Annotated in this window: 22 protein-coding genes and 1 pseudogene; 4 read left to right on the forward strand and 19 right to left on the reverse strand. The window is 63.0% G+C overall.

Annotated features, from left to right (window positions below):
* Window positions 1–30: 30 nt before the first annotated feature.
* The 5 genes from AC0L3I_RS20765 to AC0L3I_RS20785 form a co-directional block, all read right to left on the reverse strand.
* A complete protein-coding gene (locus AC0L3I_RS20765) occupies window positions 31–288 on the reverse strand; it encodes a DUF3303 domain-containing protein (RefSeq protein ID WP_473528060.1) in 258 nt (85 codons plus the stop codon).
* A 37-nt stretch (window positions 289–325) separates the two neighbouring features.
* Entirely contained in the window at window positions 326–1,789 is a 1,464-nt protein-coding gene (locus tag AC0L3I_RS20770; RefSeq protein ID WP_473528061.1) for a RimK family protein, read from the reverse strand.
* A complete protein-coding gene (locus tag AC0L3I_RS20775) occupies window positions 1,786–2,985 on the reverse strand; it encodes a peptidase C39 family protein (protein ID WP_473486770.1) in 1,200 nt (399 codons plus the stop codon). Before AC0L3I_RS20775 ends, AC0L3I_RS20770 begins: the two co-directional genes overlap by 4 nt.
* 169 nt (window positions 2,986–3,154) lie before the next feature.
* Window positions 3,155–3,946: an anti-sigma factor family protein gene (locus AC0L3I_RS20780; protein ID WP_473528062.1), complete on the reverse strand. Its 792-nt coding sequence runs from the start codon at window positions 3,944–3,946 to the stop codon at window positions 3,155–3,157.
* Window positions 3,943–4,461 carry a sigma-70 family RNA polymerase sigma factor gene (locus tag AC0L3I_RS20785; RefSeq protein ID WP_135936357.1) on the reverse strand — a complete coding sequence of 173 codons (519 nt, stop codon included), beginning with the start codon at window positions 4,459–4,461 and terminating at the stop codon, window positions 3,943–3,945. The genes AC0L3I_RS20780 and AC0L3I_RS20785 overlap by 4 nt, the downstream gene beginning before the upstream one ends.
* Before the next feature lie 280 nt (window positions 4,462–4,741).
* Between AC0L3I_RS20785 and AC0L3I_RS20790 the strand changes: the two genes are divergently transcribed.
* Window positions 4,742–4,996 carry a type II toxin-antitoxin system VapB family antitoxin gene (locus tag AC0L3I_RS20790; protein WP_292216872.1) on the forward strand — a complete coding sequence of 85 codons (255 nt, stop codon included), beginning with the start codon at window positions 4,742–4,744 and terminating at the stop codon, window positions 4,994–4,996.
* Window positions 4,986–5,414: a type II toxin-antitoxin system VapC family toxin gene (locus tag AC0L3I_RS20795; protein WP_473486651.1), complete on the forward strand. Its 429-nt coding sequence runs from the start codon at window positions 4,986–4,988 to the stop codon at window positions 5,412–5,414. The genes AC0L3I_RS20790 and AC0L3I_RS20795 overlap by 11 nt, the downstream gene beginning before the upstream one ends.
* Window positions 5,415–5,417: 3 nt before the next feature.
* Here the strand turns inward: AC0L3I_RS20795 and AC0L3I_RS20800 are convergent, their stop codons facing one another.
* The 12 genes and pseudogenes from AC0L3I_RS20800 to rpoZ all read right to left on the reverse strand — a co-directional run bounded on the left by AC0L3I_RS20800 (window position 5,418) and on the right by rpoZ (window position 17,732).
* Window positions 5,418–8,159: a DUF2339 domain-containing protein gene (locus tag AC0L3I_RS20800; RefSeq protein ID WP_473528063.1), complete on the reverse strand. Its 2,742-nt coding sequence runs from the start codon at window positions 8,157–8,159 to the stop codon at window positions 5,418–5,420.
* A gap of 63 nt (window positions 8,160–8,222) precedes the next feature.
* Window positions 8,223–8,741, reverse strand: coding sequence for a PaaI family thioesterase (locus AC0L3I_RS20805; RefSeq protein ID WP_473528064.1), 519 nt, complete (start codon window positions 8,739–8,741; stop codon window positions 8,223–8,225).
* Complete coding sequence (gene recO, locus AC0L3I_RS20810; protein ID WP_473528065.1) at window positions 8,738–9,514, reverse strand: DNA repair protein RecO; 777 nt, start codon at window positions 9,512–9,514, stop codon at window positions 8,738–8,740. The genes AC0L3I_RS20805 and recO overlap by 4 nt, the downstream gene beginning before the upstream one ends.
* 47 nt (window positions 9,515–9,561) lie before the next feature.
* Window positions 9,562–10,483 (reverse strand): annotated as a pseudogene (locus AC0L3I_RS20815) (aminoglycoside phosphotransferase family protein).
* Window positions 10,484–10,525: 42 nt separating this feature from the next.
* Window positions 10,526–11,458, reverse strand: coding sequence for a GTPase Era (gene era, locus AC0L3I_RS20820; protein WP_473528066.1), 933 nt, complete (start codon window positions 11,456–11,458; stop codon window positions 10,526–10,528).
* Window positions 11,455–12,180 carry a ribonuclease III gene (gene rnc / locus AC0L3I_RS20825; protein ID WP_095496687.1) on the reverse strand — a complete coding sequence of 242 codons (726 nt, stop codon included), beginning with the start codon at window positions 12,178–12,180 and terminating at the stop codon, window positions 11,455–11,457. Before rnc ends, era begins: the two co-directional genes overlap by 4 nt.
* Before the next feature lie 4 nt (window positions 12,181–12,184).
* The gene (gene lepB / locus AC0L3I_RS20830) at window positions 12,185–12,934 is read right to left on the reverse strand and encodes a signal peptidase I (RefSeq protein ID WP_123149901.1); all 750 of its coding nucleotides are present in this window, start codon (window positions 12,932–12,934) and stop codon (window positions 12,185–12,187) included.
* Between the two features lie 77 nt (window positions 12,935–13,011).
* Window positions 13,012–13,425, reverse strand: a complete 414-nt coding sequence (acpS, locus tag AC0L3I_RS20835; protein WP_473528067.1) for a holo-ACP synthase — start codon at window positions 13,423–13,425, stop codon at window positions 13,012–13,014.
* Between the two features lie 386 nt (window positions 13,426–13,811).
* Window positions 13,812–14,192 (reverse strand): VOC family protein, encoded by a 381-nt coding sequence (locus tag AC0L3I_RS20840; protein ID WP_123149812.1) that lies wholly within the window; start codon window positions 14,190–14,192, stop codon window positions 13,812–13,814.
* Between the two features lie 89 nt (window positions 14,193–14,281).
* Window positions 14,282–14,860, reverse strand: coding sequence for an orotate phosphoribosyltransferase (gene pyrE / locus AC0L3I_RS20845; RefSeq protein ID WP_123149813.1), 579 nt, complete (start codon window positions 14,858–14,860; stop codon window positions 14,282–14,284).
* Window positions 14,861–14,990: 130 nt separating this feature from the next.
* The gene (locus tag AC0L3I_RS20850; protein WP_123149814.1) at window positions 14,991–17,219 is read right to left on the reverse strand and encodes a RelA/SpoT family protein; all 2,229 of its coding nucleotides are present in this window, start codon (window positions 17,217–17,219) and stop codon (window positions 14,991–14,993) included.
* Between the two features lie 111 nt (window positions 17,220–17,330).
* The gene (gene rpoZ, locus AC0L3I_RS20855; RefSeq protein WP_029354482.1) at window positions 17,331–17,732 is read right to left on the reverse strand and encodes a DNA-directed RNA polymerase subunit omega; all 402 of its coding nucleotides are present in this window, start codon (window positions 17,730–17,732) and stop codon (window positions 17,331–17,333) included.
* Window positions 17,733–18,041: 309 nt separating this feature from the next.
* Here rpoZ and AC0L3I_RS20860 point away from each other — a divergent pair, with 309 nt between their 5' ends.
* Window positions 18,042–18,623, forward strand: a complete 582-nt coding sequence (locus tag AC0L3I_RS20860; protein ID WP_123149816.1) for a LabA-like NYN domain-containing protein — start codon at window positions 18,042–18,044, stop codon at window positions 18,621–18,623.
* On the forward strand, window positions 18,620–19,297 hold the full coding sequence (locus AC0L3I_RS20865; RefSeq protein ID WP_473486642.1) for a uracil-DNA glycosylase: 678 nt from the start codon (window positions 18,620–18,622) through the stop codon (window positions 19,295–19,297). Before AC0L3I_RS20860 ends, AC0L3I_RS20865 begins: the two co-directional genes overlap by 4 nt.
* Here AC0L3I_RS20865 and AC0L3I_RS20870 read toward each other — a convergent pair.
* Window positions 19,266–20,009 (reverse strand): glycoside hydrolase family 25 protein, encoded by a 744-nt coding sequence (locus AC0L3I_RS20870; protein WP_473528068.1) that lies wholly within the window; start codon window positions 20,007–20,009, stop codon window positions 19,266–19,268. The two genes, AC0L3I_RS20865 and AC0L3I_RS20870, sit on opposite strands and share 32 nt — an antisense overlap.
* Window positions 20,010–20,037: 28 nt before the next feature.
* Window positions 20,038–20,517 (reverse strand): SsrA-binding protein SmpB, encoded by a 480-nt coding sequence (gene smpB, locus AC0L3I_RS20875; protein ID WP_473486640.1) that lies wholly within the window; start codon window positions 20,515–20,517, stop codon window positions 20,038–20,040.
* Window positions 20,518–20,557: the final 40 nt, after the last annotated feature.

Below are 20,557 nucleotides of genomic sequence, written 5' to 3' on the forward strand. Positions count from 1 at the left end.
TTATGGCGAACCCGCAGCTTTTGCGCCTGCTCAGAGGTGCCCGCTCAATCCGTCCACCATGTCCTTGTTCGTTGCCACGGGAACAATCTCGAAATCCACCAGATCCGACCATTCGATGACCCAACGCTGCAGCAGCGTGACGTCATCCGCCTCCATCAGGATGAAGCAGCGGCCCATGTCCGCCGAGATCCAGCTGTGATGACGAAGCCCATCCGGCATCAGGCGACCACGGTCGCGGAAGCGACGGTAAATCTCCTTCCTATCGCGGCCGCGAAAATCCTCGATCACTATGAACAGCATCTCTCCGTCTCCCCAAGTGGAACGGTTACCGTCCCTGTCGGTCGAGCCGCTCCAGGAACCACTGCGTCAGCCGCACCCAGACCTCGTCTTTTTCGCCGGAATCCTCCCAGCCATGGTCGAGATTGGGATTGTCGTTGACCTCGATGACGAAGACACCGTCCCTGGTCTCCTTGAGGTCGACGCCGTAGAGGCCGTCGCCGATGCAGCGCGCTGCCTTCACCGCCGTCTCGACGACATGGGCCGGCGCCTCCTTCAAGGTAAAGGTCTTGATGCCGCCCTGGTCGGGCTTGCCGTTGGCCTTGTGGTTGACGATCTGCCAGTGCTTCTTGGCCATCAGATAGTGCACGGCAAACAGAGGCTGACCGCCGAGCACGCCGACTCGCCAGTCATATTCGGTCGGAATGAATTTCTGCGCGATCAAGAGATCGGAATCCTCCAGCCATTCGGTGGCAAGCGTCTTCAGCTCCTCGAAGGTGGCGCATTTCTTGACGCCGCGCGAAAACGACGAGTCCGGGATCTTCAGCACCAGCGGAAAGCCCAGCGCCTGCGCCGCAACTTCGAGGTCCGAGGTGCCGGCGATCATCACCGTCGGCGGCACCGGCACCTTGTTGTAGGTCATCAGCTCGTTGAGATAGACCTTGTTGGTACAGCGGATCATCGACAGCGGATCATCGATGACCGGCATGCCTTCCTGCTGGGCGCGGCGCGCGAAGCGGTAAGTGTGGTTGGAGATCGAAGTGGTCTCGCGGATGAACAGCGCGTCGTAATTGGCGAGCTTGGCCAGATCCTTTTTGGTGATCGGCTCGATTTCGACGCCCATCTTTTCGGCGATCTTGGCCCAGTAGCGCAGCGACGAAATCTCCGACGGCGGCAACTCCTCATGCGGATCGACCAATGTGGCGAAGGTATAGCGCGCCGGCGTGCGGCCCTTGGTGTCACGCCATTCGCGGTTGGTATAGGTCTCGAGGCACTGAAGGAAGCGCTTTTCTTCCTCCTCGGTCATCCTGGCCAGCGGATGGAAGCCGATCTTGCGGACCGACGCCCATTCGGCGCCGTCGGTGATGCGGACTTCCAGCGCCGGCGCTCGAAACCAGTCGAACAAAAGCTTGGCGAAGCGATCCCATATCCTCGACGGGCCGATGCCGAAGAAGATGCAGACTTTTTGCGGAAAGGCGCCGCCCAGATCCTTGCGGCATTTGTTGAGCGCGAGTTCCAGCTCCGGCAGCGCGTGATCGTAGAGCTTGCGCTCGGACAGGTCGATCATCGTCTCGACCGTCGGGATGACCTTGTGGCCGCGCGAACCGGCCAGCAGCGAGGCATAGTAGCCGCGGCTTTGGTAGCCGTAATTGTTCGACAGGTTGATGACCTTCGGCCGCTGTCCGCGAAACAGCGCAGGATGGGCAAGGTAGTCGCGATTGGTGATGATCTTGTGCGGTGTCGCCACCTGATCGAGATCGTTCTGCCGGCCGGTAAGGATGACCCAGGTCATTGTCTGTCGCGCTTTCCGAGGGTAATGGCGGCACGCAATCCGTCGCGGCCGAACTGCGCCATGTTCATGAAGATGCCGTAAGGCACGGGAATGTTGGCGGCATCAAGAATGGTCTCCTGTCTCTCGTCTTCGACCCAGGGATCGTGGATCAGGATATGGTCGCCGTCGTCGCCGATGGCCAGCACCCAGTGCGGAACCTTCTTGCCGAACATCAGGAAGCCGCTGATCAGGACCAACACCAGTTTCCCCTCGGCGATCGCGGTGCGGATATCGTCGATGGCGAATGGACGGTAATTCACCGGGATGCCGTAATGTTCCGCGCGCCGGCGAAAGTCGACCTGCGCCAGTTCCATCACCCGGCGCTTGTCTTGGCTGCGCACCGACTGCAGGAACAGCGCGCCATGGAAGGAGACATATATCTCGGCAGAGAGCCCGCTTTCATGGCCGGCAACGGCGAGGCCGAACGGCTCGCAGCCGCCAGGCCCCGACATCATGAAAACGGTGGTCGCCTCGCGCCACAAACGGATTTCCATGACCGGGTCGGGCACGAAGCCGGGCTCGAAATTGGCCATTGCCATCATCAGGCAGCACGGGCCGCAGGTGAATTCGCAGGTCTGCTGGTAGAACGGCACCCTGGTGGCGACCGGAATGTCGCCCCGCAAGGTCTTTTCGTAGCGCAGCGCCGAGGCGCCGTCCTCGTAATAGCCCGGTTCGCGGCCGATCTTGCGGTAGCCGCTCTGCTCGTAGATGCGAATGGCTCGGCTGTTGTCCTCGCGCACCTCGAGGCGCAGCATCATGCGGTTGTGTTCGAAGGCGGTCTCCTCCGCCGATGCCAGCAGCATGCGGCCAATGCCGAGCCCGCCGAAAAAGGGACCGATGGCGATGGAATAGAGCCGCGCGACGCCGCTGCCTTTGCGAAACAGCACGACCGCATAGCCGGCGACGCGGCCGTCGCTTTCGGCAACCAGCAGCTCGGCACTTTCGCGTTCGATCAACTGGCGAAAGGAGCGGCGGGAAATGCGATCGCTCGAGAAAACAGCCTTCTCGATGACGGCGAGGTCATCGACGTCGGACGCGCGGGCCGTGCGAATCTCGGCAGGCATGCGGGCTCGGAAAACCTCGATTGCGTTGTGGAAAAGGCCCTGGTCAGAAGTGTCGACAACACAGCCGAAGCGCCAGCATCCGTCAAGCGCTATCGCACCTCGATTCGGGCTCAATTGTGACAGTTTCGCCGGGTGCACGGCCCGAAAATCGAAATCGATTTTCGGAAAGGATCATGCGCAAAAATTAAAGTGCTACAGCGTCCTTTGCGCGTCCAAAGGACGCGCGGCGCTGTAGACGCAACCTTTGAAAAACAGGCGCAGCTCAGCTGGCCAGCCCGGCAAGAAGCTGGCTGTAGGCGCTCTTCGCCACCGCAGTCAGCTGCGCGCGCGGCAGCGAGCCGACGACGGCGCAGCCATAGCCCTTATCCAGCCAGTAGACGGCCTCGGGGCCGTTCTCTTCCGACCCATAGGTGCCCTTGGCCTTCTCGGCCGATTCGGCCGTGACGAACAGCGAGATGCGCTCGCCTTTGTCGTCCTCATAAAGCAGCATCGCGGCCTTGCTCTCGCCAGCGGGCAGCAGCCGGCCGCCGACGAGCTGGAATCCTTGCGCCGCCAGATCCGGTGCGACCAGCTTCAGGCCGACCCGATTGGACAGCCAGGTCTGCAGATGATCCTTGTCGCTGGCGGGCACTTCCACCGCATGTCGCTGCTCGGCGGCATAGATGACATGGGCTGCGATCGCCTGCTCGGCGAGTTGGTCCTCGGCGGGGTCTTCCAGGCCGAGATGGTCGATGCCGGCGAAATAACCGCCAACACCGCCAATGGCCAGCATCGCCGCTGCGGCAGCAGGGAGCCACCAGCGCGAGCCCAATGGCACCGTCTTGACCGGCGCCTCGCCGAACACCATCTTCTGCAACCGCGCCGGCACCGGCTCGTCGAGCACGCCGGCAAAGGCGGCACGAAGCGCTGCGCGGTCGGCGACATAGCGGGCGCTCCTCGCCTTCATTTCAGGATTGGCGTCGAGCCAGGCGTCATAAGCCACGCGCTCGTCAATCGGCAACTCGCCATCGAGGGCCATGTGGATGTCGCGTTCGGAAAAATCGCGCCGGGTCATTTCTCGACGATCCTTATCGCCCGGCGACGCGCGGCGTCATCCAGCAGCCCGCGCAACTCATCACGCCCGCGCGCGATGCGCGACATCAGCGTGCCGGCCGGCACGCCGAGGATGTTGGCGGCTTCGGCATAGGAAAAGCCTTCGATGGCGACCATGACCAGTGCTGCGCGCCGATCGGGGCTTATCGCCTGCAACGCGTCGATAATTTCGCGCGAGGCGATGCTCTCCACCTGCTCGGCTGGTGCTGCCTGCGCCTCGCTCGCTTCCAGCGGCAGCATCGCGGCTTCGCCGCGCCGGTTCACCTTGCGCATTTGGTCGATGAACAAATGATGCATGATCGTAAACAGCCACCTCCTGGGGCTTTCTCCAGTCTGCCAATTGTCGAGCCGCACAAGCGCCCGTTCGAGACAGTCCTGAACGAGATCGTCGGCGGAATCGCGGTCGCGCAGCAGCGAGCGCGCATAACGGCGCAGGCGTGGTATTTCGCCCAGGATTGCTGCCTTCTTTTCGTCCATGACCGCTGGTTCTGAGGTCGCCCTTGTTCATCCGATTGAACGCGCCTTCACGGCGCGGCGCAAGCGGCCAGCGCGAAGCGGTCCGCCGCCCCGGCCACCCAAGCAACAAGATAACGCGGCCGGCGGGCGATTTATTCCCGGCCGGCGCTGGAGGGCCACCTGTCAAGGCGCCGCACGCCATGAATGAGAGGTGTGAGGTTGAAAGCGCGCCCTGAAGGCGTATATTCGAAGTCATATATTTTGTATATTCGACTTGGAATATACGTTTGGAGAAATCGATATGTCTCTGTACATCCGCGATAACGAGGTCGACGCGCTGGCTCGTCAGTTGCAGTCCGCCATCAAGGCGCCCACGAAGACTGAAGCAGTGCGAATCGCTCTCAAGCGCGAGCTTGAACGAGCGAACTCTGTCCTTCCGCTGAGCGAGCGTATCAAAAAGTATCAGGATGCCGCGAGCGCACTTGGTCCCGATGACCCCACCTTCGATATGAAGAAATTCATGGACGAGGCCTGGGGGGAACCCGATGTTTCTTGATGCGTCCGCCATTATTGCGCTGATTTTGAGAGAGGCAGATGCGGCTCGTCTGCTGAGAAGGATTGAAGCTGCCGAGACGCTCTATTTCTCGCCGAGTTCCGCTTTTGAAGCTATCCTCGGAATCGCCCGCAGGAAATCTGTGGCTGAAAGCGGCGATCAAGCTCCGACACCGCCTGCTCTGATCGATCAATGCCAAACGATCGTCATCGGCTTCTTGGCCGAACTCATGGCCGTGGAAGTTCCACTGGATGCTGCCATTCGCGAACTCGCAGTAAAAGCCGCGCGCGACTACGGTCGATACGTCGGCCATCCCGCCAAGCTGAATTTCGGCGACTGCTTCAGCTATGCATGCGCCAAGGCCTACCGGGTACCCCTGCTCTACAAGGGCAATGATTTCTTGCAGACCGATCTGGCCTGAATACTATCCGGCATCGGATTTGACCGTTCTTGTCAGCAGACGCTGATAGAACAGGCCGATGCCGATCAGCACCGCGCCGAGGCCGATGAAGGACAGCGCCCTCAGCACGCCTTCCAGTTCCGACATGTCGAAGAGGAAGACCTTCAACACGGCGACCGAGATCAGCGCTGCCGACGCAATGCGCAGCGCCTGCGACTTCAGCCAGACGCCGGCGGTGAGCAGCGCCACGCCGATGATCAGCCACAGCGCGGAATAGGTGTAGGTCTCGAGCTGGCCGAGGCCGCTCCAGAGGCCAATGAACTCGCCCTTGAACAGCCGCCTCACCGACAGCGTCGCATAGGCGAAGGCAAGCAGTGCCGCCGCCAGCGCCAGCATCGCGGCGTACCATTTCGGCCGCTTGTCTCTGGTATAGAGCGCGAGCCCCCCGGCAGCGACGGCCGGCAAGAGATAGGCGAGGAACAGCAGGTTGAACACCAGGATTCGCCCGGTCGATTCGTCAGTAAACAGCGGGTTCAGCGCCACAAAATGCTGGATGACGATGAAGGCGACCGAGACCACGCCCGCGGCAAGCGAACCATAGCGCAGCACCGAGCTTGGCGAGCGCATGTCGATGGCGACCAGGATGGCGCCGGCGCCGATGGCGATCAGCGTATAGATTGCCTGCTCGGCGAGCGTGATGGCACCCGTGTCGATGACGCCGCCATGCATGGCGTGGCGCACCAATATCGCAACCGTGAGCAGCGCAAAGAGTGCTGCGCCAGCTTCCATGGCGAGGCGTGGCCGGCCATTTGTGGTGCGGGCAAGCTGCCAGGCGGCAAAGCCGAAGGCAAGCGCCGGCACGCCGTAGCCCGGCAGCAGCCAGTTGAATACCGGCGTCGTCGACAGGAATTCGGCGCCGACGATTGTCGGATCGAAGGCGACGCGGCCGAGCACCGCGATGACCGTACCGACCGAAATCCAGCCGAGCACCGGATAGGCGCGCCAGCGGGTGACCAGCGCCGGCACGATGGCCGCGGCACCCAGGAGGATGGTGGTCCAGCCGGACCCGAAAGCCATGTAGATCATCAGCAAGGCGGCGACTGCTGTCCCGCCAAGCGCGAAGGAGACGGCAGCACCGCCCTGTAGCGGCGGCTCTTCACCGCGCGCGATCCACTCGCCGCCGGCGGCGAAGACCACGACCAGAAGGGCTGCAACCGCCGCGTAGACAAGATCACGGTCGAGATTGCCGAAGGTGAACCAGAGCGCCAACAGAATGACCAGCGGCGCGACAGCGCCCCATGCCGCCCATGAGGCGGCGCGGATTTGTGCCGACGCGGCAAATTTGCGCGCAGCCCAGAATCCGGCGCCGATGAACATAAGTCCAAGAAAGATACCGATCCTGAGCATCAGCGTATCGGCAACTCCCGCCGGCAGACCTTCGACGTCGAGAACGCCACCTGAAAACTCTGCAGCGACGGAGGTTGGCGGAATAATGCCGAGATAGACCAGCACCGTCGCCAGCCCTGCGGCGTGCAGAAGCGCCAGCGCCAGCGGCCGGTAGAGCGCTACCGCGACCAGGGCTGCGATAAGGGCTGCTCCCGGCAGAGCATCGCCGGCAGCGTATGCCGGGTCGACGAACAGCGCCATCGCCGAAAGGCCGACGAAGAAGCCAGGTGCGATCGACGGCCAGTCGAAGCCCCTGGCGGGCTCTGCTTCGCCACCGCGACGGCCGAGCCAGACGAAGGCAAGCACGGCCAGGGTCACCGCATTGATGAAGAGGATGACAGGCAGGTCGGTGCCCGGCGCATCAGTCATGTAAAGAATGGTCCAGAGGCCGGTGCCCACAAACGCTGCCGCCATCAGCAATTTCCAGTCGCGCAGGCGGGCGATGACGCCGGTGGCGGCGAGCACGATCGCCAAATAGCCGAACAGCGCCCAAGGATTCGGTGCCTGCGAGGCGACCAGCATCGGCGTCACCACCGCGCCGAGCAGGCCGATGCCGGCCAGCGCCTGGCCGTGGACGAGGGCGGCCGCGATGGTCGCCACACCGATGGCGCCGAGCAGCGTGAAGGCGAGCGCCGGCCCGATGAAGCCGTAAACGCCATGCGCGGCATAAACCGTGCCGAACAGGATGAAAGCACCGGCCGCCGTCAGGATCGCCGGAATATAGGCGCCGGCGACGCCCTGCACCGGCACCCTGAAGCCGGTGCGGCGGATGAACTCGCCGACGGCGACCAGCACCAGCCCGAGCATTGCTGCCATGCTCAGCCGCACGCCGGGACCGAAAATGCCGGCCTCGATGGTGTAGCGGATCAGGAACAGGCCGCCCAGCGCCAGCGCGATGCCGCCGACCCAGACCGCCCATCGGGTGCCGAGCGCCGTTTCAATGTCAGGCTTTTGCGTCGCTTTCGCCGTCGCGGCGGCCGGTTGCGCAGGTGCAGATCCAGCCGGCGCCGCTTCGCCCGCAGCCCACGGTCCGGATACAATCTCCCCGGCTTCAACCTCTGTGGACGGCTTTTCCTCAGCCTCGCCCGCCGATGACGGGACAATTTCGGTCACGGCCGCAACTGCCGCGTCTGTTGGCATGCTGTCGTTTGCGGCCTGTTCTGCCGGCTTGGCCTGCGGCGGGGCCACATGCGCGCCCGAAAGCACGAGGCTGCGCAGCGCACCAAGTTCGCGCTCGATCAGGCCGATGCGGCTCTGCTGGCGCGAGATAATGACGAACAGCGCGATGATCGCGACTAGGCCGATCAGGCTTTCGAACATGGCGGTTCCCCCAAACCAAGCCAATAGTTACTGACAAATACGGCGGCCAGACGGCCAGCCGAGTCAGCGCGCCGCCAGATTGGCGGCCGGAAAGATCGAGCACGTTTCGGTGCCGAAAGCCAGCAGCTTGCCGTTGGCATCCTTCAGCGTTGCTTCCGAAACCGCCAATGTGCGGCCCTTGTGCACCACCCTGCCCTCGCACACCACCTCGCCGGTCTTCGGCGTGATCGGCCGTGTCAGGTTCACCTTGAATTCCGCCGTCGTATAGGCCTCGCCCTTGTCGAGCAGCGTTTGCACCGCGCAGGCAAGAGCCGAATCCAGCAGCGTCGCGGCCCAGCCGCCATGCACCCCACCGAGCGGATTGAGATAGCGCTCGTTCGGCATGCCGCGGAACACCGCGCGTCCTTCCGACACTTCGGTCAGGTCGAAACTGAGCTGGAACGAAATCGGCGGCGCCGGGTATTTGCTGTCGATGATGCGCTGGAGCAATTCCAGGCCGGTATATCTAGAGATGTCGCCGTGCGGAATGGTGCCGAGGCCGAGCGGCGAGACTCGGCCGGGATAGAGTTCCACTTCGCTCATGTAATGATTTCTCCGGCGGCGGTCTCGGCGCCAATCTCCTTGCCCGCCGCGTGGTGCTTGCGCAAGGCGGCGAGGAAGCCAGCGCGGGCGCCGGGCGGCTCGATGCCGCGCGCCTCGTAGACATGGCGGGTAAAAAAGAAGCCGGTCAGCCGGAAGGCATCCTCGATCGCCGCCGGATCGGCGCGCAGGCCGGAGCCGCGCTGCAGGAATGCGGGCAGCACCAGCATCTTGTCGCGCCATGGCGCGCCGGCCTGGCGCGACACGGCGCGCCCGGATTTCGGCGAGACATAGGCAAGGTCTTGCCTGGCGCCGGTCGCGGCACACTGGCTGAGATCGAGGCCGAAGCCGAGTTCGTCGAGAATGAGCAGTTCGAAGCGCGCCACCAGCTCGCCGGCGGCGTCCGTATCGTCGAGGTGAGCGATCATCACGGCCAGCGTCTCGTAGAGGCCGTCATGGGCGTCGCGCTCGGGCAGCAGGCGCAGATGCGCAGCCATGGTCTGCAGCCCATAGATGGCGACGGCGCTGTCCATGAGCCGGGCGGCGTTCATCTCGATCGCCTCGGCCTGGAAGGTGCCAAGGTGTTCGTCGAGCCGCGCCCGCCACAACAGGTCGACGCGGTTGCCGGGCTGCAGAACCGGCTGCTGCTTGCGCGAGCGGCCGCCGCGCACAAGGCCGAGGTGGCGGCCATGCGCACGCGTCATGACCTCAAGAATGGCGCTGGTTTCGCCATGCTTGCGGGTGCCGAGAATGATTCCCTCGTCGCGCCATTCCATGAACGGAGCTTGTCACCGCTTCAGTGGCGAAATCAAGATTGGGTTTTTCAGGCCCTCTGTGAGCCCCTTCCGTAGCGGTCCGCGCGCTGGTGATCGGCAAGCACTTCATTGATCACGCGTCGCGACTTTTCAACTTCGACTGGATTGATGTCTATATGGCCGGCGATCGTGATCAGCGCTTTCCATGTCGTCCAACCACGGCCCCGTGCCCAGGTTGCCTCATCGGCATGAAGAACCGCGCGAAACACCTCTCGGCTTTTCCCTTCGAGGAGCGCCCACGCAATCGCCAAGTCGCACGAGGGATCGCCCACGCCGGAAGTCCCGAAGTCGATCACGGCGCTCAAAGCGCCTTGCCTGACCAACAGGTTTCCCCAACTGACGTCACCGTGGAACCAGACGGGCGCACCATGCCATGTCGCGGCAAGCGCTGCTTCCCACACCGCGCGCGGCGCCAGTGTCGATCTTGCCGTCGAGGGCCGCAATTGCCTGCCGGGTCTCGCCGTCATAGACGCTCAGTGGTCCGCCGCGAAAAAAATTGTGCTGCCCTGGCGCCGGTCCACCGGCGGGATCGATCCGTTGCAAGGCGACCAGGAATTGGGCCAGGCCGGCCGCGAATTGCGGCAGGCTGGCAATACGCTCCAGCGTCGCCGTCTCGCCTTCGATCCAGCGGTAGACGGACCAATGCCAGGGATAGCCGTCGGCCGGGGCTCCCATCGCCAGCGGGACCGGGACAGGCAGCGGCAGCAGAGGCGCAAGCCTTGGCAGCCAGCGATGTTCCTTTTCCACTTGCAAGGCATAGGCCGCCGCACTCGGCAGCCTCACCAGCATATGGTCTCCGAGATGAAAGGTCCTGTTGTCCCATCCGCATGATGAAACCGGCCGGACAGCAAGATCCTTCCATCGGGGAAATTGCGTGGCGACCAACCGGCTCACGAGGGCTGTGTCGATAGTAACTTCGTGTTTGAGCATGATCTTTGCCGAAAACCGGCTCCCACTTTTCGGGAACATGCTCTAATGCGGAAACTCCAGCCCCATCTCGCGATAGCGCTCGGGGTCGTCGCCCCAGTTCTCGCGCACCTTGACGAACAGGAAAAGATGCACTTTCTGTTCGAGGATACCTGATATCTCCATGCGTGCCGCCTGGCCTATGGCACGGATCGTCTCGCCCTTGTGGCCGAGCACGATCTTCTTCTGGCTGTCGCGCTGGACATAGATGGTCTGGTCGATGCGCACCGAGCCGTCCTTCTTCTCTTCCCATTTCTCCGTCTCGATATGGGAGGAATAGGGCAGTTCCTGATGCAGCCTGAGATAGAGCTTTTCGCGAGTGATCTCCGCCGCCAGCTGACGCATCGGCAGGTCGGAGATCTGGTCCTCCGGGTAATACCAGGGGCCGGCAGGCAGGGTTTCGGCCAGATAGTCGAGCAGGTCCTTGCAACCCGACCCGGTTAGCGCCGAGACCATGAAGGTGCGCTTGAAGGGCACCCTTTCATTCGCTGCCGCGGACAGCGCCAGCAGCGCCTCGGGCTTGACCCGGTCGACCTTGTTGAGGATCAGCACCATCGGCTGGCGGACATCCTTCAGCCGTTCGAGGATCGCGTCAGCGTCGCCCCTGATGCCGCGCTCGGCGTCGATCAGCAACAGCACGATGTCGGCATCCTTGGCGCCGCCCCAGGCAGTCGTCACCATCGCCGTGTCCAACCGCCGCTTCGGCTTGAAGATGCCCGGCGTGTCGACGAAGACGATCTGTGCGTTATTGTGGATGGCGATGCCGCGCACGATGGCGCGCGTCGTCTGCACCTTGTGGGTGACGATCGACACCTTGGCGCCGACCAGTTGGTTTACCAGCGTCGATTTCCCCGCATTGGGCGCTCCGATCAGCGCAACGAAGCCAGAATGCGTGGCGGCGGCTTCTGTTGCCGGCGGGACGTCTTCGGTGGCGGTCATGCCGCGCTCCCCTTATTTAGCCAGACGCCTTCGCGCAACAGCAGTGCAGTAGCGGCGGCTTGCTCGGCCTCGCGCTTGGAGCGCCCGCTGCCGGTCGCCGGCGGATAGGCGCCGACCTTGACGCTGACGGTGAATAGCGGATCGTGGTCCGGTCCCTCGCGGCTGTCAATTATGTAGACCGGTACGGCGCCTGCCGCCTGATGCGCCCATTCCTGCAGTTCGGTCTTGGCATCGCGGCGGGCGGCACCGATGGCCTGCGAGCGCGGCCGCCAGTATTTGTGGATGAAGGCGCGGGCCGCCTCCAGCCCGCCGTCGAGATAGAGCACGGCGATCAGCGATTCCAGCGCATCAGCCCGCAGATTGACGCGTTTGCGCCCGTCCAGGCCGCGTACGTCCGAGCCGGCACGGATCAACTCCGGCAGGCCGATCTCCTCGGCGATGTCCGCCAGCACCTCGGCATTGACCAGCGCGTTGAGCCGGAGCGACAGCTCACCTTCGGCAGCGTCAGGATACGCCGCCAGCAGCATGTCGGCGACGACCAGGCCGAGGACGCGGTCGCCCAGGAATTCGAAACGCTCATAGTCGATGCCGGCATGGCTGCTGCGGGCGCTGGCATGGGTCAGCGCGCGCTGCAGGCGCTGGCGGTCGGCAAAGGCGTGGCCGGTGCGCTCCATGAGCGCTTCGGCGAGCGCGTCGACGGTCAGCCGTTTTGTTGCCGCCATGACCCTAATTGACGAAATGGAGCAGGCGCGACGCGCGCATCAGCGACGGCCATTTCCAGATTTCGAGCGGGCTGGCGCTGCCACCGATCGAGAAGAAGATGAGATTGGCGCGGCCAACCAGGTTGTCGTCGGGCACGAAACCGACGGTGAAGCGGCTGTCCGAGGAATTGTCTCTGTTATCGCCCATCATGAAATAGTGCCCGGGCGGCACGTCGAATTCCTTGGTGTTGTCACCGATCGAGTTGGGTATCAGGTCGAGCGTGTCATAGCTGACGCCATTCGGCAATGTCTCGCGATAGACGTCGACCGGCCCGCTCTCCTCGGTGATGTCGCGATTGTCGATCTGCCCGACCTTCTGGCGTGGCACGCCGACGCCGTTGATGAAGAGCTGGCCGTCCTTGACCTGGATCTTGTCGCCCGGCAGGCCGACGACGCGCTTGATGTAGTCGACGGAGGGGTCCGGCGGGAACTTGAACACCGCCACGTCGCCGCGCTTCGGCTCGGCGCCCCAGATGCGGCCCGAAAAGAGGTCCGGCCCGAACGGCAGGGAATAGCGGGAGAAGCCATACGACCATTTGGTGACGAAGAGATAGTCGCCTTCGAGCAAGGTCGGCCGCATCGACCCGGACGGGATAGAGAATGGCTGAAAAAGCAGCGTGCGGATGACCAGAGCGAGCAACAGCGCCTGGACGATGACGCTGACGGTTTCGCCAAGCCCGCCGGATTTCTTCTGGGATTTTTCAGCCACGCTCATGTCGTCCTCGATTATGCGTTGGTTGGTATAGAGTCTCGGCGTGCGCTGGGCAACGTCATGCCGGTGGTCAGATGCAATCAATATGGCGCTTCTTCGACGGGCAACGCCTCGATGATCACAAAGGCTTGAGCAAGCGGAAAATCGTCGGTGATGGTGAGGTGGATCGCCGCCCTGTGCCCGTCAGGCAGGATTTTGTCCAGCTGCGCCGCCGCTCCGCCGGTCAACGCCATGGTCGGCTGGCCGCTGGCCAGGTTGACGACGCCCATGTCGCGCCAGAACACCCCTTGCGCCATACCGGTGCCCAGCGCCTTGGCGCAGGCCTCCTTGGCAGCGAAGCGCTTCGCATAGGAAGCGACGCGGGCGCCGCGGTTTTCGGAGCGGGCCTGTTCAACCTCGGTATAGATGCGCTGGATGAAGCGCTTGCCATGGCGCTCCAGCGATTTTTCGATGCGTCTGATATCGATCAGGTCGCTGCCGATACCAATGATCATTCGGCGGGAACTTCCCGTCTGGCGATTCCGGCTCTGTCCGCCAGGCGCAGCGAGCGCGAGAACGAGCGGCATCGCCATAGATAGGTACGCACCCGCTCGAGAAAACCTTCAGGCTTGCGGCGTCGAAAAAGCACTCTGTTCCTGTCCTGATATCCAAAGCTGCCGCTCCGACCATCCCGGGCCGGGCACGACAGCTACACTTTGCGGCCGTCGAAAGGCAACAACGACCTTGATATAGCGATACGCTGGCCGCAGAACAACCGTAGCTGCATGCCGTCCGCTTGCTGTCGCCTGCGGGGCCGGCGTTTCGCCACTCCGGACACAGTATAATCGCGGCGGATTTGAGGAGGCGAGTCGCCGCAGAAATCGGCAGCAACTCCAGCTATCTACGGCCCATACTCGCTGACCTCGACGAGATTGCCGTCCGGGTCGCGGAAATAGACCGACATCATCGGGCCACGGGCGCCGATCCGCTCGACCGGCCCGACTTCGACGGCAACGCCGTTGGCCGCCAGGCTGGCGCATATCTCCGAGAGCGGACGGCCGGCGACCAGGCAGAAATCCGCGGAGCCCGGAGTCGGCGCCTTGGCCTTGGGCTCGAAGGTGCGCCCGACCTCATGCACATTGACCTTTTGCGTTCCAAACAGCAGCGCCGTCGGCCGGTTCGGCTCGTCGAGGCGCCTGAAACCAAGCACGCGCTGATAGAACGCGCAGGTGTCTTCGACGGAGCGAACCGTCAGTACGAAATGATCGATGCCTGCAATCACGGCAGCGCCTCAGTTAACGTTGTTCTATGCATGTCATTGTCCCAAAACCGCTGCGCACTTTTGGGCGACATGCATCAGATCGACATGCATCAGATATTGCGGCTGCCCGGCTTGACGGCCGGTATGGCGGCGAGCTCGGGCGGCAGCCTGTCGACCGGGTAGGCCGGAACCTCGTACTCGGCGAGCGCGATCAGCGGCACGCCGACATCCGTCTTGCCGGCCGAGCGGTCGATGATGCAGGCAGCGGCAACGACCTCGGCGCCAAGCGCGCGCAGGCAGTCGACGGTCTCGCGGATCGACAGGCCGGTGGTGACGATGTCCTCGACGATGACGACGCGCGAACCCTTGGCGATCTCGAAGCGGCGGAGCCTGAACTCGCCCCCTTCCCGCTCGACCCAGATCGCCGGTGCGCCAAGATGGCGCGAGGTTTCGTAGGCCGGGATCAGCCCGCCGATCGCCGGGCCGACGACGTAATCGATCCTGCCGGACACAGCAGCGCGGATCTTTTCGGCCAGCGCCTTGCACAGGCGCTCGGTCTTGTCGGCATGCATGAAGACCCGCGCCTTCTGCAGGAAGACCGGGCTTCGCAAGCCCGACGTCAGGATGAAATGCCCTTCGAGAACGGCACCGGCTTCACGGAAAATGCCCAGCACTTCGTCGGTGTTCATTGTTCGCTCCATGTCCATGGCGAATGGTGAATGGTGAATGGTGGTGAGTAGTGAGTAGTGAGTAGTGAGTAGTGAGAGCACCCTTCTTTCACTATTCACTATTCACTATTCACTATTCACTATTCACTATTCACCCATTCACCCGCCGCGCATCGCTGACGCTCGAATTGTCCTTGAGCTGCGACAGCAGCCGGTTCAGGTGCTTCAGGTCCCAGACTTCGAGATCGATCAGCATTTCGGTGAAATCGGGCGCGGTGCGCACCATCGACAACGTATGGATGTTGGCGTCGTTGGATGCAACGACCTGCGCGATGTCGGCCAGCGAGCCCGGCGCGTTGATGGCGGTGACCGAGACTCGCGCCGGAAATCGTTCCTTGGTGCGCTCGTCTATGTCCCAGCGCACGTCGATCCAGCGTTCGGGCTGGTCATCGAAGGCCTGCAGCGCCGGCGACTGGATCGGATAGATGGTGATGCCAGTTCCCGGCTGCACGATGCCGACGATGCGGTCGCCGGGCACGGCACCTTCCGGCGCGAAGCGCACCGGCAGGTCGCCGCGGACGCCGCGGATCGGCACGGCGCCGTCCTTTGGCTGGTCCTTGTCCTTGCGTGCGGCGCGGCCCGGAATCTGGAACAGCATGCCGGCGGCGTTGCGGATCTTCGACCAGCCCTCTTCGCGCTGCTTGGGCGCAACCAGCGTGACGCGCTCGTCCTTGTAGTCGGGAAACACCGCCTTCATCACGTCGGTGGAGGCAAGTTCGCCGCGTCCGACCGAAGCCAGCACGTCCTCGATGTCCTTGCGCGCCAGCCGGTGCAGTACCGACTTCAGGCTTTCCTTGGTGAAGGTCTTGCCGGACCGCTCGAACGCACGCTCCAGAATACGAACGCCGAGACCCGAATACTGCTTGCGGATGGCGGCCTTGGTGGCGCGACGGATTGCCGAACGCGCCTTGCCGGTGACGACGACCGATTCCCACGCCGCCGGCGGCACCTGCGCCTTGGAGCGGATGATCTCGACCTCGTCGCCATTCTTCAGCTCGGTCATCAGCGGCATGATGCGACCGTTGACCTTGGCGCCGACGCAGGTGTCGCCGACATCGGTGTGCACGGCGTAGGCGAAGTCGATCGGCGTGGCGCCGCGCGGCAGCGCGATCAGCATGCCCTTGGGCGTGAAGCAGAATACCTGGTCCTGGAACAGTTCCAGCTTGGTGTTTTCGAGGAAGTCCTCGGGATTGTCGCCTTCGGCAAGCTGCTCGATGGTGCGCCGCAGCCAGGCATAGGCGTTGGTTTCCTTCGAGATCGCATGGGCAGTGCCGTTCACCTTGCCGCCGCTGTCCTTGTAGATCGAATGCGCGGCAACGCCATATTCGGCAATCTTGTTCATCTGATAGGTGCGGATCTGCAGCTCGACGCGCTGGCGCGACGGTCCGACGATGGTGGTGTGGATCGAACGGTAGTCGTTCTGCTTCGGCGTCGAGATGTAGTCCTTGAAGCGGCCCGGCACCATCGACCATGTCGTATGGATGGCGCCGAGCGCCCGGTAGCAGTCCTCGACGGTGTCGACGACGACGCGAAAGCCGAAAATGTCGGACAGCTGCTCGAAGGACAGCGCCTTGGCCTCCATCTTGCGGAACACCGACCACGGCTTCTTCTGGCGGCTCTTGACCTCGGCCTTGATCGCATATTTGTCGAACAGCGTGGACAGCGCCATCTCGATCTCGGACAGCACGCCCTTGTTGCGCTCGAAGATTTCGGCGAGCCGCGCGGTGACGGCGCGATAGGCTTCCGGATTGATGAAGCGGAAGGCGATCTCCTCAAGCTCCTCGCGCATGCCTTGCATGCCCATGCGCCCGGCCAGCGGCGCATAGATATCCATCGTCTCCTCGGCGATGCGCAGGCGCTTGGCCTCGGGCACATGGTCGAGAGTGCGCATGTTGTGCAGGCGGTCTGCAAGTTTGACCAGCAGCACGCGAACGTCTTCCGAGATCGCCAGCAAGAGCTTGCGCAGGTTTTCAGCCTGCTCGGCCTTCTTGGAGACGAGGTCGAGTTTCTTCAGCTTGGTCAGGCCTTCAACCAGCTTGCCCATTTCCGGACCGAACAGCTCGTCGATCTCGGCCCTGGTCGCCGTGGTGTCCTCGATCGTGTCATGCAGCAGGGCAACCGCGATGGTCGCCTCGTCCATGTGCATTTCGGTGAGGATGGCGGCGACTTCGAGCGGATGCGAGAAATAGGGATCGCCGGAGGCGCGCTTCTGGTGACCATGCTTCTGCATGGCGTAGACATAGGCCTTGTTGAGCAGCGCCTCGTTGACGTCAGGCTTGTAGCGCTGGACGCGCTCGACAAGCTCATACTGACGCATCATGGGCGGGATCTCGCAAGGCTGAAATGAATCATGCGCCGCACTGGCGTACGGCGCATGTCATAGATAACCACGAAACCGCCGACGCGAAAGTGTCGGCAGCCGCGGCGAAGATCAATAATCGTCGCTTTTTTCCGGCGGCACCAGACCTTCGATGCCGGCCAGGAGATCTTCCTCGGTCATGCGGTCGAAGGTGATGTTGTCCTCAGTATCGTCGGCATCGGTTGCCGCGGCGGCGGTACCGGTCTGGTCGGCGATCGCCTCGCCATCGGCTTCCGGCTCGTCGACCTCGACATGCTTCTGCAGCGAGTGGATCAGATCTTCCTTGAGGTCGTCGGGCGACAATGTCTCCTCGGCGATCTCGCGCAGCGCGATGACCGGATTCTTGTCGTTGTCGCGAGGAACAGTGATCTGCGCGCCTTGGCTGATCTGACGGGCGCGGTGGCCGGCCAGAAGCACGAGCTCGAAGCGGTTGTCGACCTTGTCGATGCAATCTTCAACGGTTACGCGGGCCATGAGCTGCCCCTTTCATGCCTGGATTTGATGGAAAACAGGCGCGGTCCATAACCCGAACGCCGCCAAAATACAAGCTTTTTGGCAATGCCAAGATCGGGGCCAGGGCCGGGGCCGGGGCCAAGGCCGTCTGGGCGCGCGCCGCCTGCGACGATACGGCACCGATCACAATTGCTTGCTTGCAGCATCATACCCTTGGATTGCCGTAAAACCGGCGCTATCTCGAATGACGAAGGTCAGCCGGTTATTTCAAGCCGACCGATAGTCACGCGCATTTAGACGACCGCTTTTTTTCGAAAAGGAATATTTTCCATGTTCGACCCTCGCGAAAAAATCGCCCTTTTCATCGACGGTGCCAATCTTTACGCCACGTCGCGCGCGCTCGGCTTCGATATCGACTACCGCAGGCTTTTGTCGAGCTTCCAGAAGCGCGGCTATCTGCTGCGTGCTTACTACTACACCGCGCTCGTCGAGGATCAGGAATACTCCTCGATCCGGCCGCTGATCGACTGGCTCGACTACAACGGCTTCAAGGTGGTGACCAAACCGGCCAAGGAGTTCACCGACTCGACCGGCCGCCGCAAGATCAAGGGCAATATGGACATCGAGTTGACCGTCGATGCGCTGGAACTCGCCGATGTCGTCGATCACTATGTCATCTTTTCCGGCGACGGCGATTTCCGCACGCTGGTCGAGGCGCTGCAGCGGCGCGGGCGCAAGGTTTCGATCGTCTCCACCATGGCTTCGCAGCCGCCGATGATTTCCGACGATCTGCGCCGCCAGGCCGACCATTTCATCGACCTGATGACGCTGAAGAGCGAGGTCGGCCGCGATCCGTCCGAGCGGCCGGTGCGCCGGCCCGAGCCGGCCGAAGTCGACGAGGACGATTATTGACGGCGGCGGTCTTGACCGCTCCCCTGGTCGCATCCCCCGAGCCGGATCGCGACTGCCCGCTCTGCCCGCGGCTGCATGATTTTAGAGCGCAATGGCGGCAGCGCGAGCCGTCCTGGTTCAATGCGCCGGTGCCGACCTTCATGGCGCCCGAGGGCGAGGATACGGTGCGGCTGCTGATCGTCGGGCTGGCGCCGGGCCTGCGTGGGGCGAACCGCACCGGACGCCCCTTCACCGGCGACTATGCCGGCGACCTGCTCTACAACACGCTGATCGCACACGGCTTTGCGCGCGGCCAATTCAAGGCGCGGCCCGATGACGGGCTGGAGCTTGTCGGCACGGCGATCACCAATGCGGTGCGCTGCGTGCCACCGGACAACAAGCCGGTCGGCGCCGAGATTGCCACCTGCCGGAGGTTCCTGGTGCCGACGATCGCGCGGTTTAAAAACCTGCGCGCCGTGCTGGCGCTGGGCTCGATCGCGCACCAGTCGACTGTGCGGGCGCTCGGCCAGCGTGTTGCCGCCTACCCTTTCAGGCATGGCGGACAGCAGCAAACCAATGGCATCACGCTGTTTTCCAGCTATCACTGCTCGCGCTACAACACCAACACGGGCGTGCTGACGGAAGCGATGTTCGTCAACGTGTTCAGGGAGATAGCGGCGCTTCTCGAGAGATAGATTCGGGCGGCGGCGCAAACAGCTCGGCCAATTTCTCCTGCCCGCTCTGAAGGACATTCAGATCGACATCGCCAGTGATGCCGTCGACGCGACCCCTGTCGTGGTACTGCCAGTAGATCCACTCGTCATGACCTGGCTGTAGCGCCAGCGAACGAACCCAGTGCGGGCGGCCGACAATCTGCCCGGCATAGGCCCGCGCCGCGTCGTCGGTCACGTAAAGGATCGCCGTTTTGCCGAAGGCTGCTTCGACAGGACCAAGGAAAGCGGAGAGTTCGACATTCAATTCTTCGGGCGATGGCCGCCGCGGACAATTGCCGACGAATTCGATATCCACCACCGGCGGCAGCAGCGGTTGACCGCGCGGCACGACGGAGATGAAATTCTTCGCCTGATCGGCGCCAGGCCTGCAGAAGGTGAAGAAATGATAGGCACCGACCGCCAGACCGGCCGCACGGGCCTCACGTAGATTGGCGGCGAAGGCGTCATCAATATAGTCGCCGCCTTCGGTTGCCTTGATGACGGCGAAGGCGACATCATCGGCGGCAACACGCCGCCAGTCGATCTGCCGCTGATGATGGGAAACGTCGATGCCCCTGACCGGATATTTGCCGCGGTCCGGAGAAAACGGATGGAAATAGAAATAGCCGCCGACCGCGACGAGGCACGCCAGGATCAGGCTGGCCGCACCCCAAAAGACGATCCGGTTCTTCATCCGGTTCTTCAAAAGAGTGGCTCCCAGCCTACCCACGCTCCTTCAGCAGCCGGCCCTTCTCGCGCGACCAGTCGCGCTGCTTTTCGGTTTCGCGCTTGTCGTGCAATTTCTTGCCGCGGCCGACGGCGAGTAAAAGCTTCGCCCGGCCCTGGTCGTTGAAATAGATTTTTAGCGGCACCAGCGTCATGCCTTCACGATCGACGCTCTGCGCCAGCCTGGCCATCTCGCGCTTGTTGAGCAGGAGTTTGCGGCGCCGGCGCGGCTCGTGGTTGAAGCGGTTGGCCTGCAGATATTCCGGCAGATAGGAGTTGATCAGCCAGATCTCGCCGCCCTCGACCGAGGCGTAACTGTCCTGGATGTTGGCCTGGCCCTGGCGCAGCGACTTCACCTCGGTGCCGGTCAGCACCAGGCCGGCCTCGATCGTGTCGAGCACCTCATAGGAAAACCGCGCCTTGCGGTTTTCCGCAACGGTCTTGTTGTTGGGGTCGGCTTTTCTGACTTGATTCATGACGCCTAGAGTCCGTTTCGAAACTCGCTCCTGCGAGTCA

Source organism: Mesorhizobium sp. WSM4840 (assembly GCF_055811755.1).

Excerpts from the sequence above, each read along its gene's own strand:
- AC0L3I_RS20800 (WP_473528063.1), bottom strand. The coding sequence starts at position 8,159 with ATGTTCGAAAGCCTGATCGGCCTAGTCGCGATCATCGCGCTGTTCGTC.
- AC0L3I_RS20795 (WP_473486651.1), top strand. The coding sequence starts at position 4,986 with ATGTTTCTTGATGCGTCCGCCATTATTGCGCTGATTTTGAGAGAGGCA.
- AC0L3I_RS20805 (WP_473528064.1), bottom strand. The coding sequence starts at position 8,741 with ATGAGCGAAGTGGAACTCTATCCCGGCCGAGTCTCGCCGCTCGGCCTC.
- AC0L3I_RS20860 (WP_123149816.1), top strand. The coding sequence starts at position 18,042 with ATGTTCGACCCTCGCGAAAAAATCGCCCTTTTCATCGACGGTGCCAAT.
- AC0L3I_RS20790 (WP_292216872.1), top strand. The coding sequence starts at position 4,742 with ATGTCTCTGTACATCCGCGATAACGAGGTCGACGCGCTGGCTCGTCAG.
- smpB (WP_473486640.1), bottom strand. The coding sequence starts at position 20,517 with ATGAATCAAGTCAGAAAAGCCGACCCCAACAACAAGACCGTTGCGGAA.
- lepB (WP_123149901.1), bottom strand. The coding sequence starts at position 12,934 with ATGAGCGTGGCTGAAAAATCCCAGAAGAAATCCGGCGGGCTTGGCGAA.
- AC0L3I_RS20870 (WP_473528068.1), bottom strand. The coding sequence starts at position 20,009 with ATGAAGAACCGGATCGTCTTTTGGGGTGCGGCCAGCCTGATCCTGGCG.
- AC0L3I_RS20850 (WP_123149814.1), bottom strand. The coding sequence starts at position 17,219 with ATGATGCGTCAGTATGAGCTTGTCGAGCGCGTCCAGCGCTACAAGCCT.
- rnc (WP_095496687.1), bottom strand. The coding sequence starts at position 12,180 with ATGGCGGCAACAAAACGGCTGACCGTCGACGCGCTCGCCGAAGCGCTC.
- pyrE (WP_123149813.1), bottom strand. The coding sequence starts at position 14,860 with ATGAACACCGACGAAGTGCTGGGCATTTTCCGTGAAGCCGGTGCCGTT.
- AC0L3I_RS20770 (WP_473528061.1), bottom strand. The coding sequence starts at position 1,789 with ATGACCTGGGTCATCCTTACCGGCCGGCAGAACGATCTCGATCAGGTG.
- recO (WP_473528065.1), bottom strand. The coding sequence starts at position 9,514 with ATGGAATGGCGCGACGAGGGAATCATTCTCGGCACCCGCAAGCATGGC.
- rpoZ (WP_029354482.1), bottom strand. The coding sequence starts at position 17,732 with ATGGCCCGCGTAACCGTTGAAGATTGCATCGACAAGGTCGACAACCGC.
- AC0L3I_RS20785 (WP_135936357.1), bottom strand. The coding sequence starts at position 4,461 with ATGGACGAAAAGAAGGCAGCAATCCTGGGCGAAATACCACGCCTGCGC.
- AC0L3I_RS20780 (WP_473528062.1), bottom strand. The coding sequence starts at position 3,946 with ATGACCCGGCGCGATTTTTCCGAACGCGACATCCACATGGCCCTCGAT.
- acpS (WP_473528067.1), bottom strand. The coding sequence starts at position 13,425 with ATGATCATTGGTATCGGCAGCGACCTGATCGATATCAGACGCATCGAA.
- era (WP_473528066.1), bottom strand. The coding sequence starts at position 11,458 with ATGACCGCCACCGAAGACGTCCCGCCGGCAACAGAAGCCGCCGCCACG.